This is a genomic window from Sediminibacterium salmoneum NBRC 103935, from assembly GCF_000511175.1.
Lineage (GTDB): Bacteria > Bacteroidota > Bacteroidia > Chitinophagales > Chitinophagaceae > Sediminibacterium > Sediminibacterium salmoneum.
The window spans coordinates 1,447,172-1,459,792 of sequence record NZ_KI866530.1 but is presented as its reverse complement, the minus strand read 5'-3'; the positions used below and the strand labels follow the sequence as shown (position 1 = coordinate 1,459,792).

The following is a 12,621-nucleotide window of genomic DNA, read 5'->3' as shown; positions in this document are numbered from 1 at the left end:
GTATGCAAAAGCCTGGCCTGATTATCTTAACGATGCTGTTTGGTTTTTTTCTGTCAGCTGATGCCCAGATAAAAAGCAAAAAAAATCAAAAGAGCAAACCCCAATCATCCGTTTACCTGAATGAATACAGAAAGGGACTAATGTCTCCCCCTGTTAAGGATACACAGTCTTTTATTGTTGCAAGAAAAAAAGAAATTGAAAATATTTTAAAGGATTCACTTCCCGTAAAATTATTTCGTGAAAAGGGGGGAGAGCAGGCCATGCTGGCACAGAAAATCGCCTTGTCTGATGCATTCTTTACGCGATATCTTTTTGATCTGAAAACCAGAAAGCCTCTATGGAATGAAATTTTTGGTGTTTATCCTGCCAGACCCGGAGATATTAAAAAAGGAATCAAGGCATTACCGGGAACCCTGATGCGCGTTGAAATGTACAACTATGCAAATAATCTTACTACCATTGGTATTGTAGATTTATTTACACAGAAGCTAGTGAGCGCAGATCACTATCCTGATATGCAACCCGATATTCCCCAGTCATTGATTCAGCTGGCTGAACAAATTGCAATGAATGCTCCGGAAGTAGAAAAGGCACTGGGTTATAAACCTACGATTCAAAAGCCCGTTATGACGAGTACTAAAACGGCATTGAACAGAACCAAATGCGAACGTTCGCAGCATTTATGTGTGGCGCCCACATTTATTCAGGGTAACCGGGCGCTCTGGGCCATTGTAGATTTAACAGATAATCGGCTGGTTGGATTACGCTGGACCAATACCGGAGAGGATGGGGCAGTGGTAACGGAACGAAAATTGCAAAATGAAACCGTTGCGGATTGTTATTGTGAAAAAGTGAATACAGTTGAAAAGCATGGTTGGAAAATGGATTACCTGCTAACTGCTTCAGATGGACTGGAAATAAGTAATGTTCAGTTTGGCAAACAGAAGGTACTCAATAGCGCCAAGCTGGTTGACTGGCATGTTAGTTATTCGGGAACGGATGGTTTTGGTTACAGTGATGCAGTTGGTTGTCCTATCTACAGTCAGGCAGCTGTAGTGGCTACTGATCCCCCCAGAATAGCAGATATTGTGGAAGGCGATTCTGTTGTTGGTTTTATGATTGAACAGAAATTCTTTTCAGAGTTATGGCCGGGCCCCTGCAATTATAGTTACTCTCAAAGAAACTTTTTTTATAAAGATGGCCGGTTCCGGATAACCTGTGCCAGTATTGGGAGAGGCTGTGGTAATAATGGAACCTACCGACCCGTCTTCAGAATTGCTTTTGCCGGTAACCAGCAAAATTTTTATGAGTATGCTTCCGACGGATGGAAACAATGGAGCAAGGAAGGCTGGCAGTTACAGCAACCCACCACTCAGTATGATCCCAATGGTTATCAGTATAAAATACAAACCAGCCCCTTGTTAAGTTATTTGGTTGCCCCTGGAAACGGCCAGTTCAAAGATGGGGGCAGAGGGGACAATGCATTTGTTTACCTTACAAAAAACCATCTTACAAAAGATGAAGGAACCAATGATTTGGTAACCATTGGTCCTTGTTGTAATACCGACCATCAGCAAGGGCCTGAAAAGTTCATTGGTGCGAATCCGGAATCCACGGTAAATACCGATTTGGTTTTTTGGTACGTGCCTCAGATGAAAAATGATGACAGGCCGGGTTCTAAATATTGTTGGGCCGAAACCTACTATGAAGATGGTGTCTACAAAATAAAAGCGTATCCTTGCTTTGCAGGACCAATGTTTGTTCCCCAAAAATAACTTATATTGTCATTAGTTTATATGGAAAAAAAGATTCAAATAATGATTGCAGATGATCATCCCCTTTTTGTTGAGGGTTTAAAGATGATTCTGAACAGCAATGATCTTTTACAGATTTCGGGCATTGCAAACGATGGAAAACAACTTCTGTATTTGCTTACTCAGCAACCCAATATCGATTTGATTTTACTAGATGTGAATATGCCCAATTTAAATGGACTGGACACCATTAAATATATAAAGCAATCATTCGGATCGTCTAAAGTTTTAATGCTGTCTGCGTATAGCGATGAGAAAGTAGTTACTCAGGCAAAACAGGCGGGTGCCGATGGCTACATACTGAAAAACAGCAGCAAAGATGAGCTGATGAAGGCGATTATGGATGTGGTAGACGGCAAGACTCATTTTGATTTGCAGAATGAGCCTAATCAGGAAGATGCTTTCAAAAAAATGGATCTGTTTCTGCGCAAATACAATTTAACAAAGCGCGAAAAAGAAATTCTTTTATATCTGAAGCAAACTTATACCAATCAACAGATTGCAGACACTTTGCATTTAAGTATCTATACTGTGGAAACCCACCGTAAGAATATAATGCAAAAGCTGCAGTTGAATTCTCCTGCAGCTTTGGTAAAATTTTTAGTGGAATTTAATATTTGATTTAGTTCAATATTAGCTGGTTGCTACCATATCTCATACCGGCTTTTTCAATACTGATTGTGTAAATTCCGGCTGCCGGTTTACTGGTCAGTTGTACAGGTATTACATTGTCACCTTTTATGGATTGTATTACTTTACTGTAAATTGTTTTACCTGAGGAAGTATTGAAAATTCTAAGTGTATACAGCGACTCAGTGTCTGATCTGAATGTGGCATTGAATTTACCTCCGGTTGCAGGGTTGGGGAATAAATGAATCTTTTGCTGTTTTATATTTTCTACATATTCCTTTGATTTTTTGGAAAAGAATATATCGGCAACTGCTCCATCTATAGTTGTAGTTAATCCAGATGCATTTTCGAAAGCAAAAACAACTGTAGTTACATCATTGGCTTGTATTTTCTCTAATGGGTCAATGCCTGTGAATTCATCTAAATTAACAGTGTAGTCTGTCATTGTTTTATTCAGTGGAATTGAATAGCTAAACTGCTCAGCGAAGTTCTTAATGGAATACTTAACCAGTGTTATTTTTAAGGTTGCACCTTCGCCCTTGGCTTTGAAACTCATGGTTTTATAACTGGTCAGATCCTGCTGGGCTGCGGCACCTCTAAGCAACTTATAGGCACTTACATAGCTGTCGGTTTTTGCTTTGAACTGAATGTCTCTGAAAACTGGATAGGTATCTGCAAAATTTCTGGCAGTATCGTTTGTAATTGTATATGATTCTATCACTGTTTTGCTAGAATCATAATCCAGATCCCAGCTGCCATCACTCATATAAACCACATCCTGTAATTTGCCATTGATATACATGGAAATCAGGCTTTCATGTGTGTCGTTCATTGGGAATGAAACATTGGTTTTACCATTCGGGTTAAGGGTAAAAGGAATGATTCTCTTGGTTTCTATCTGAGAAAGTTCATTGTATTTTTCTTCTACTTCAAAATAGGCATTTGTAAAAGCGGTTTCGTTCTCTACCAGTAAATTCACTTTTAATCCATCTCTGTTTCCATAACGGATATAGGTATTAGGAAGAGGGTTAGGGGTAGCAATGGCTTTAACAGGCATGATGGCTTCCAGCTTATCAAGTACGTTTAATGCCATATCAATACACAGATATGGAGCAACCCCCCAGACCTGGTAATTGTACATGGTATCTTCTCCCACAAAATCAGCATTCAGCCAGTTGCTTTGAAAAGAAAAACTATTTCTGCCGGCTTTTTTACCGATGGAAAAACTCATGGAATATTCAATGTTGCCATTTTCCTGCTTGAGTTCGTATCGGGTGAAAACCAGGTTACGTAGTTTGAACTGATCCATGTTTAGCAATACAGCACCTTTAAGACGATCGCAAATGGGTTTGGTGTGGTCGTAAACATCCCCCAGTGTTTTGGTGGCAAAGGCTACGGCTTTACAAGTGTCGTTCTCTGTAAAATCAATTGCTCTTACTTCAACTGCGTTGGTAATGCCGGGAATATCGGTGGGAGTACTTACATAAGCTGTGTAAGTGCCTTCCGGAATTCTATCTGGCATAATATCAGCAAGACCAAGGGCTCTGTTTAAAGACATGCTGCGAATCTGATTGGTCTCCAGGTTCAGTTTTTCCATGCGCGTATAATCAACAGGTCCGTTGATTCCCTGCTTTAATTTGGATAGGGTTCTTTTGGCAATTTTATTGCCAAGCCCCTTACTTTCCAGTCCACCTGTGTTGCCAGAAAAGGAAACACCTCCATCTTCAGTGAAAATAGGAATGGAGTCTAATTTTTCTGTACAAAGAATGGGTGTAACAGTTGCATAAAACAGTAAATCATTAAAATCCTGATCGCAATCGTTTCTGTCTCTTAGAATATCTTCAAAGCCAATAACCAAACGGTTGGTCATGGTATCTCTTACAATAACTGTATGTTGTTTTAATGAATCGTTATTTTCAGGATTAAAAGCAGGATTGGAATACACTTTCCAATTACCTTGTTTTACCGAATTGCCATCCCAGCCGTTGGAAATTAAAACAAATCCAATTTCAGTATTGGCCGGGAAGTTTCCAAGATATACTTTGTCTCCTGCAACTAGAGAGCCACCAAAGCCTTGTTTGGAAGCATTGGGAAATATGATTTTGATATCCTGATTTTTAGGAGCCGTAGCCGGAGGATTCCCTTTTGGGTAAGAATAATATCCCAGAGCGTTTAGATAAGATGCTCCCTCGTCAATAAAAGTAATCCAGATATCAGAAGGGCAATTGGTTCCAATTGTCTTTACTCTTTCCTCTGCAATTAATAAGGGATTATAAACGGGTACAGGTCTGTATTCTGGTAATGTAATGTCTATCAGGGTTCTGAAAAAAGGGCTGACGCTGTCTTTGGGAGTTACCAGATAGTTGGGTTTTCCACTGGAATTGTAGGTGCCCAGATAGGTATAATTCTGTGCCTGAACCTGTCCGGCGCCTGAAATAAGTAACAACGCAATGACAAATGATAGAATAGGGCGGTTCATAACACTCAATTTTAGTATAAAATTACTGTATATAGATAGAATCAATACGCTAATAACGTGCCAATGGGCATAAAACGTATTAAATACCAACTAATTTGTATGTATTTTATTTGGAAAACTTCATTCGGAGGCTAAGCCTTCGTTTTGTACCTTCGCAGCATTATGGAAATTACCGTTAAAACCGCCCAGCAACTAAGGCTTACCGAAGAAGAATTTGAGTTGATTAAACAAAAATTGGGTCGTACCCCCAATTTCACTGAACTCTGTGCTTTTAGTGGAATGTGGAGTGAACACTGTAGTTACAAAAACTCCATAAAGTGGTTAAAAACCCTCCCCAGAGAAGGAGGGAGAATGTTGGTAGCAGCAGGGGAAGAAAATGCCGGATTAATGGATATGGGAAATGGTTTTGGCGTGGTTTTCAAAATTGAGAGCCACAACCACCCAAGTGCTATTGAGCCCTTTCAGGGAGCAGCTACCGGTGTAGGGGGGATACAGCGTGATATTTTCACGATGGGTGCCAGACCTATTGCTTCCTTAAACAGTTTGCGTTTCGGTAATCTGAAAGATAAAAAGACACAGCATTTATTGGCTGGTGTTGTAAAAGGGATTGGACATTACGGAAACTGTTTTGGAGTACCTACGGTTGGCGGTGAAGTTTATTTTGAAGATTGTTATCATACCAATCCACTGGTAAACGCCATGAGTGTGGGTATTATGCAGGCGAATAAAATGGTAAGTGCCACGGCAAAGGGAACAGGAAATCCGGTTATTTATGTAGGTAGTGCTACCGGCAAGGATGGCATTGGAGGAGCTAGTTTTGCGAGTGCTGATATTACCCACGATTCTGTGCAGGAACTTCCTGCCGTTCAGGTAGGTGATCCATTCCAGGAGAAAAAATTATTGGAAGCCTGTCTGGAAGTATTGGAAACAGGGGCCGTTGTTGGTATGCAGGATATGGGTGCAGCAGGAATTATTTGTTCTACTGCTGAAATGAGTGCTAAAGGAAATGTGGGTATGCATATTGATTTGGAGAAAGTGCCAACCCGTCAGCAGAATATGAAAGCCTGGGAATTATTGTTAAGCGAAAGTCAGGAAAGAATGCTGATGGTAGTAGAGAAGGGCCGCGAAGCTGAAGTGGTGGCGGTTTTTGAAAAGTGGGATTTAAGTGCCAGCACTATCGGACATGTTACGGATGACGGCATCCTTAATTTTCATATGAATGGCATATTGGAAGCCAGTATACCGGCTTATGAACTGGTATTGGGCGGAGGTGCACCTCAGTACACAAGAGAGTACAAAGAGCCTGCTTACTTTGCTAAAGTAAATGCCTTTGATATGAACGCCGTGGCAGATACCAATGATATTAAATCTACAGCAGAGGCGTTAATCAGCCTTCCGAATATTGCCAGTAAGCGTTGGGTTTACACCCAGTACGACAGCATGGTTGGTGCAGCCAACACCAGTACCAATGATCCTAGTGATGCTGCAGTTGTGTTGGCAAAGGGTACAGGAAAAGCATTGGCTGTAACAGTAGATTGCAATAGCAAATACGTTTATGCCAATCCTAAAACAGGAGGTATGATTGCGGTAGCAGAAGCTGCCAGAAATATTGTTTGTAGCGGAGGAGAACCCATTGGTGTAACGAACTGTCTGAACTTTGGTAATCCTTATGATCCTGAAGTATATTATCAGTTTGTTCATGCAGTAACCGGAATGGGGGAAGCCTGTAAAAAATTCAATACCCCAGTTACCGGTGGCAATGTGAGCTTCTATAATCAGAATCCGGATGGTCCGGTTTATCCAACACCCACCATTGGTATGGTAGGCGTGCTGGATAATGTAGAACAGAAAATGACCATGCACTTTAAAGAAGCAGGTGATGTGATTGTTTTAATTGGAGAACAACAAAACGATATTGCATCCAGTGAATACCTGCATAAGCTAAAAGGCATTACGCATTCCCCGGCACCTTACTTTAATCTGGATGATGAGTATACCATGCAGCAATTCCTTGCCAATTGTATTAAAACAAAAATGGTGAAAAGTGCCCATGATATAAGTGAAGGAGGATTGATGATTACCCTTCTTGAAAGCGGATTCGCGGGCAACAAGGGATTTGAAGTGAATCCGGTTGTTACTATTCGTCAGGATGCTTACTGGTTTGGTGAAGCTCAGGGTCGTGTAGTTGTTTCGCTGTCTGCAGAAAAAGCAACTGAGTTTATTGCATTGGCCAATGAAAATAAGATTCCAGTTTCCACATTGGGTGCTGTAACAGATAATGCTGTTGTTGTTAACGGAGCCAACTGGGGTTCTATCCATAACTGGAAAGAAAAATACGATACTGCAATTGAAAAAATGATACAGGGAAAATGAGTAAGAAGCTAACCATATTGGTAACCGGTGCGGCGGGTTTTATTGGCAGTTGTATGGTTCAGCAGTTAAATGATTTGGGATATGAACAGTTGTATCTGGTGGATGATTTTGGGGTAGAAGAGAAGCGAAAAAACTGGGAGCAAAAAAAATTCCTTGCCATTATAGAAAGAACCGGATTATTTGATTGGCTGAATGAAAATAAACCTGAGATTGACATCATAATCCATCTGGGGGCCAGAACCGATACCACTGAATTTGATTATTCGGTTCATGAAACCTTGAACCTGGAATATTCAAAACAGATCTGGCACTATTGCGTTGTAAAAAATATTCCACTGATTTATGCATCCAGTGCTGCTACCTATGGTAACGGTGAAAACGGATACAAGGATGACCATTCTCTGGTTGATAAGCTTGAACCATTAAATCCATATGGAGTTAGTAAGAACGAATTTGATAAATGGGCATTACTGCAAGCAGAAGCGCCTCCTTGCTGGACCGGACTTAAGTTTTTTAATGTGTATGGTCCTAACGAAGGGCATAAACACAGAATGGCTTCCGTTATCTGGCATTCATTTAATCAGATAGAATCAGCGGGATTTGTAAAGCTCTTTAAGAGTCATCACCCGGCATATAAAGACGGAGAACAACTGCGCGATTTTATTTATGTAAAAGATGTGATAGCCGTTATTACCTGGATGATGCAGCGGATGACAGATCAGCATTGGGATATTGCTCATAATGGTCTTTATAATCTGGGTACCGGTCGGGCCAGAACCTTTGCTGATCTGGTGAAAGCTACTTTTGCCGGAATGGATCTTGAGCCGAAAATTGAGTTCATTGATATGCCCGAAGATATCCGAGACAAGTATCAGTATTTTACCGAAGCGGACATGCAGAAATTAAAATCGGCAGGCTATCATGAACCATTTTACTCGCTGGAAGAAGGAGTGGTGGATTATGTGCGGAATTATTTGCGAACAAAAGCATTGTATTAAAAGCAATATATTGTATTAAAACAAAACCCGGCTTCTTCAGTCGGGTTTTGTTTTTTATTTAAATCCAGTGTTTTTTATAAGGTTCAATTTTCATGAACTGTTTATCCCGGATTTACAATCTGGCTTTCAAAAACTCAATGGTTTTTTTGTGCGCATCTTCCGTAGCTTCCTTATTGAAAGAGGGATTGCTCGGATTGGCAAAACCATGGTTTGCTTCATAACGGTGAATGGTAATTTTTTTACCGGCAGCAGCCATGTCTTTTTCAAATGCATTTACTACTTCCGGAGAAGGGCTTCTGTCCTGGTTGCCAAAGAATCCAATTACTTCTGATTGTAAAGTCTTTAGTTTTTCAATATTATTTTCAGGACGACCGTAATACATAACTGTTCCGGCAGCTTGTTTGCCAGCCAGAATACTGCTTTGTAAACTCCACATGCCACCAAAGCACCAACCAATGGTGAAAATTTTGGCCTTGGGTCCCGCATAGTTTAAAGCGCCTTTTACAATAGCTTCCAGTCTGGGTGTGGTAGCGGCTCTCATCAACTTCATGGCACTGTCTGCAGTAGCTGCCACTTTTCCGTCGTACATATCCAGCGCCAGAACATTTACATCACCCAGCTCTGCAGATAGCTTTTCAGCTTCCTGCTTAATCTGGTCGTTTAATCCCCACCATTCCTGAATAACAAAAATCCAGTTATTGGTTTTTTCTTGCTTTTGATGAAATATCCGGAAGCCTGATTGCCATCTGTTGCTTCAAAGCGAATGGTTTCGCCGGTAGCATTGGTTAGGTGGAAAGGCAATGGATTTTTGTGCATAGCTGCAAATTCAGGTGTCATAGCTTCATCTCTGAACTGGTCGCGTACATCGCTGTAGCAGGCAAGATAGTCTTCAGCTGCCCGAATTTGCCTTTTGGTTTCCGTATAACGGAATCCCTGAATGGCTATCAGCGCAATAACCGATAAGGCAAATAATTGTAAATGTTTCATATCAGATAGTTTTAATTTAGAACAGTTGTTCACTTTTCACTAACAGTTTTTCGTCAGATTGGTTGAATTTGTCTGGTCTATTTTTTCTATTCATTTAATAAAGCTAACTTTGTACGACCTCCGAACTATTTCAGTTCATTTTCCAGGTCCAAAGTTTGTTATTTCATTTATTGCAGTAAAATAGTCATTTTATGGCCAAGTATATTTTTGTAACTGGTGGCGTAACCAGCAGTTTAGGTAAAGGGATTATAGCCGCCTCGTTGGCAAAGTTGTTACAGGCCAGAGGGCTTCGTGTTACCATTCAGAAGTTTGACCCGTATATCAATGTGGATCCCGGAACTTTAAACCCCTATGAACACGGGGAGTGTTATGTAACAGAGGACGGTGCAGAAACTGATCTTGATCTTGGTCATTATGAAAGATTTTTAAACATATTTACCTCTCAGGCGAATAACGTAACTACCGGTAGAATTTACCAGACAGTGATTAATAAAGAGCGTGCCGGTGAGTTTTTGGGAAAAACGGTACAGGTTGTTCCGCATATTACAGATGAGATTAAGCACAGAATGCTTTTATTGGGTCAGAACAATGAGTATGATATTGTATTAACAGAGATTGGAGGTACGGTTGGGGATATTGAAAGTTTACCTTTTATTGAAGCGGTTAGACAGTTACAGTGGGAATTACCTGAAGAAGATGTGATGGTGGTGCACCTTACTTTAATACCCTATTTAAAAGCAGCAAAGGAGCTTAAAACCAAGCCAACGCAGCATAGCGTAAAAATGCTGAGCGAAACGGGTGTGCATCCTGATATTATTGTATGCCGAACCGAAGAGCCATTGAACAATGATATCAAACGTAAAATTGCCCTGTTCTGTAATGTAAAGCAGGAAGCAGTGATTGAAGCAATGGATGCCAGTACCATTTATGAAGTGCCCCTGCATATGTTGAGAGAAAAACTGGATCTGATTTGTCTGAAGAAGCTGAATATTACTCAATTCGCAGAGCCCAATCTGAATAACTGGAAAGAGTTTCTGGACAAGTTAAAATATCCCAAGAGTAAGGTAACCATTGGACTAATTGGAAAGTATATTGAGCTGCAGGATGCGTATAAATCTATTTTGGAAAGTTTTGTACATGCAGGCGCCATAAATGAAGTAAAAGTACAGGTAGTTAATGTTCACTCAGAATTTATAACGGACGAAAACGTTGCAGAAAAACTGATGGGGCTGGATGGATTGCTGGTTGCACCAGGATTCGGTAACAGAGGTATTGAAGGAAAAATTATTGCCGTAAAATATGCAAGGGAAAAAGGACTGCCTTTCTTTGGCATTTGTTTGGGCATGCAAATGGCCGTTATTGAATTTGGAAGAAATGTGCTGGGATTGAAAAATGCGCATTCCGTTGAAATGGATGCCCAATCTGAACATCCGGTGATTAATATGATGGAAGAGCAGAAGAAAATTACCATGATGGGAGGAACCATGCGTTTGGGAGCTTATCCCTGTGTAGTGGAAGAAGGGTCCCTTGCTCATAAAATTTACGGCACTACAGAGTTTACAGAAAGGCATAGACACCGTTATGAGTTTAACAATGCTTACCTGACCCAATACCAGGAAGCAGGAATGAGAACAAGCGGCAAGAACCCTGCAACGGGACTAGTTGAAATTATTGAACTGCCCAATCATCCTTTCTTTATTGGGGTTCAGTATCACCCTGAGTTGAAGAGTACGGTTGAAAGACCAGCACCTTTATTTGTAGGATTTATTGATGCAGCCAAAAAATACAACGAACAAAGAAGTTCACTGAACACAGGCAACAAAAAAGACGCCGTTATTTAGTCTTTTAATGAAATAAAATGCCTGTTTCATGAAATAAACAGGGGGATTGGTGAAGTTTTTCATTTTGGGAAACATCAATGTAGGAACTTGCTACAGTTGAATTTCCAATACATCCTGAAAAATGAAAAAATCACTGATTATTTTTATTTTACTGTTTCCCTCCGTCGTTTTCCAGATGAAGGGTAATTTGGAAGCAACTTCCAGCTTAAGCTTTATACCCGTTCTTTCACCTGTAGAAAGCCAGCCTTTGGCAGGTGATGAAGATTTAATGCATGGTGCCATATTATTGAACGAAAGGGTTATTATTAATTTATATTCATCCGAAATATCCGTACCCTACGATTCCCTTCACAGCTTTATTCAGAAAAACGCATCCATTATTAATAGGGAGCCATTCTGCATAGCGGTTGCCAAAGAAGTTGACTATAAACAAGTAATCCGGGTGGTAGATGCAATGGCTATCAGCAATATTGGCAATTACAATTTAATGCGATACGATTAAGTTGATTGTATTGCGGCAATTTCCTGCTCTTCTTTCTTTTTGGCATGTACCTGGTAAGTACCCGTTGGCAACAGAAGTTTTGCAATTACAGGCATAAGTTCTATCAACAATAGTAAGGTCACCAGTAAATAATAGCGGTAGGCAACTGCATCGTTATTTTTTATCAGGTGATTGAGTGCTTCAATTTGAGTGATAAAACCGTTATTTAATAATCCTTTAAAACGCGCCAGTTCCATTTGGGTATTTTGTTCAATTCTCTGCAAACTGCTATCTATCTGTTGTTGCAAGGGTGAGAGATTCGCAAGCGCTTCCTGGTATCCTTTTTCTGCCTTATCGGCTCTCTCTTTTTTGGCCAGCGCTATGGTTTTCAGACCCAGCTTTCCTGATCCACCCGTGCCATCTGTTTCCTGGATAAATGCATTTTGGGTTGCCACCATTTCCCGGTATAATATATTTAAAGATGCGCTTATTGCCTGCTTTTCTTTATTGAGTCTTTCCTTTTCGGCTTTAAGCCTTTTTTCAATGGCTTGTTGCTTAATATTAATTCTTTCCTCATTGTCAAGGGATGCCTGCAACTTAACTTCTTTCTGAAATAAAAACAATAGGGCAGGCTGAGCCATAAATAAACCTATGGTAATAGCCAGTATTCCTCTGAAAGCCAGCGTCACCCATATTTTTCTGGTAATTATTCCAATCCCTTTAATCAATGCCCTGTCAATACTTAAAATGATACCACCCATGAATATGCCCAGCAGTGCGGCTTTCCATAGTTCGGGTATAACTGTACTGAAAAAATAGGTCCAGGCCAGTGTTGCAAAACACCAGGTACCCAACATGAGCATACCTATAATGGCATGTCTGTTGCGGTCTACGACTGCATTTTTTACCAGTTCGGTTTCGGCGGTACTAAGCCACCACAGCATTTTTTCCCGATTGTTCGGGGTGTAATTTTCCTGCATAACTTATAATTAAGGTTATGGCAGGCACAGGTTTTTGT

At 40.4% G+C, this 12,621-nt stretch carries 10 protein-coding genes; 6 read left to right on the top strand and 4 right to left on the bottom strand.

Going from position 1 to position 12,621, the window contains the following annotated elements; all coding sequences use genetic code 11:
• The first annotated feature begins 2 nt into the window (after nucleotides 1–2).
• Nucleotides 3–1,775 (top strand): hypothetical protein, encoded by a 1,773-nt coding sequence (locus P767_RS0106985; RefSeq protein WP_026763939.1) that lies wholly within the window; start codon nucleotides 3–5, stop codon nucleotides 1,773–1,775.
• 21 nt (nucleotides 1,776–1,796) lie between these two features.
• Complete coding sequence (locus P767_RS0106980; protein WP_026763938.1) at nucleotides 1,797–2,435, top strand: response regulator transcription factor; 639 nt, start codon at nucleotides 1,797–1,799, stop codon at nucleotides 2,433–2,435.
• Nucleotide 2,436: 1 nt separating this feature from the next.
• Here the strand turns inward: P767_RS0106980 and P767_RS17610 are convergent, their stop codons facing one another.
• The gene (locus P767_RS17610; protein WP_051417209.1) at nucleotides 2,437–4,923 is read right to left on the bottom strand and encodes a DUF4114 domain-containing protein; all 2,487 of its coding nucleotides are present in this window, start codon (nucleotides 4,921–4,923) and stop codon (nucleotides 2,437–2,439) included.
• A 162-nt stretch (nucleotides 4,924–5,085) separates the two neighbouring features.
• Here P767_RS17610 and purL point away from each other — a divergent pair, with 162 nt between their 5' ends.
• On the top strand, nucleotides 5,086–7,296 hold the full coding sequence (gene purL / locus P767_RS0106970) for a phosphoribosylformylglycinamidine synthase subunit PurL (protein ID WP_026763937.1): 2,211 nt from the start codon (nucleotides 5,086–5,088) through the stop codon (nucleotides 7,294–7,296).
• A complete protein-coding gene (gene rfaD, locus P767_RS0106965; RefSeq protein WP_026763936.1) occupies nucleotides 7,293–8,294 on the top strand; it encodes an ADP-glyceromanno-heptose 6-epimerase in 1,002 nt (333 codons plus the stop codon). The genes purL and rfaD overlap by 4 nt, the downstream gene beginning before the upstream one ends.
• 112 nt (nucleotides 8,295–8,406) lie before the next feature.
• On the opposite strand, the gene P767_RS18160 is transcribed toward rfaD, so the two are convergent.
• Complete coding sequence (locus P767_RS18160; RefSeq protein ID WP_245586915.1) at nucleotides 8,407–8,946, bottom strand: dienelactone hydrolase family protein; 540 nt, start codon at nucleotides 8,944–8,946, stop codon at nucleotides 8,407–8,409.
• A gap of 8 nt (nucleotides 8,947–8,954) precedes the next feature.
• Nucleotides 8,955–9,281 (bottom strand): hypothetical protein, encoded by a 327-nt coding sequence (locus tag P767_RS18660; protein ID WP_051417207.1) that lies wholly within the window; start codon nucleotides 9,279–9,281, stop codon nucleotides 8,955–8,957.
• A 191-nt stretch (nucleotides 9,282–9,472) separates the two neighbouring features.
• Between P767_RS18660 and P767_RS0106955 the strand changes: the two genes are divergently transcribed.
• The gene (locus P767_RS0106955; protein ID WP_026763935.1) at nucleotides 9,473–11,122 is read left to right on the top strand and encodes a CTP synthase; all 1,650 of its coding nucleotides are present in this window, start codon (nucleotides 9,473–9,475) and stop codon (nucleotides 11,120–11,122) included.
• A gap of 121 nt (nucleotides 11,123–11,243) precedes the next feature.
• The gene (locus P767_RS0106950) at nucleotides 11,244–11,624 is read left to right on the top strand and encodes a hypothetical protein (protein ID WP_026763934.1); all 381 of its coding nucleotides are present in this window, start codon (nucleotides 11,244–11,246) and stop codon (nucleotides 11,622–11,624) included.
• Here P767_RS0106950 and P767_RS0106945 read toward each other — a convergent pair.
• Nucleotides 11,621–12,583 carry a DUF4407 domain-containing protein gene (locus tag P767_RS0106945; RefSeq protein ID WP_026763933.1) on the bottom strand — a complete coding sequence of 321 codons (963 nt, stop codon included), beginning with the start codon at nucleotides 12,581–12,583 and terminating at the stop codon, nucleotides 11,621–11,623. The two genes, P767_RS0106950 and P767_RS0106945, sit on opposite strands and share 4 nt — an antisense overlap.
• Nucleotides 12,584–12,621 lie beyond the last annotated feature (38 nt).

What these genes read in the sequence shown, in the direction of transcription:
- P767_RS0106985 (WP_026763939.1), top strand. Translation starts at nt 3, where the DNA reads ATGCAAAAGCCTGGCCTGATTATCTTAACGATGCTGTTTGGTTTTTTT.
- P767_RS0106980 (WP_026763938.1), top strand. Translation starts at nt 1,797, where the DNA reads ATGGAAAAAAAGATTCAAATAATGATTGCAGATGATCATCCCCTTTTT.
- P767_RS17610 (WP_051417209.1), bottom strand. Translation starts at nt 4,923, where the DNA reads ATGAACCGCCCTATTCTATCATTTGTCATTGCGTTGTTACTTATTTCA.
- purL (WP_026763937.1), top strand. Translation starts at nt 5,086, where the DNA reads ATGGAAATTACCGTTAAAACCGCCCAGCAACTAAGGCTTACCGAAGAA.
- rfaD (WP_026763936.1), top strand. Translation starts at nt 7,293, where the DNA reads ATGAGTAAGAAGCTAACCATATTGGTAACCGGTGCGGCGGGTTTTATT.
- P767_RS18660 (WP_051417207.1), bottom strand. Translation starts at nt 9,281, where the DNA reads ATGAAACATTTACAATTATTTGCCTTATCGGTTATTGCGCTGATAGCC.
- P767_RS0106955 (WP_026763935.1), top strand. Translation starts at nt 9,473, where the DNA reads ATGGCCAAGTATATTTTTGTAACTGGTGGCGTAACCAGCAGTTTAGGT.
- P767_RS0106950 (WP_026763934.1), top strand. Translation starts at nt 11,244, where the DNA reads ATGAAAAAATCACTGATTATTTTTATTTTACTGTTTCCCTCCGTCGTT.
- P767_RS0106945 (WP_026763933.1), bottom strand. Translation starts at nt 12,583, where the DNA reads ATGCAGGAAAATTACACCCCGAACAATCGGGAAAAAATGCTGTGGTGG.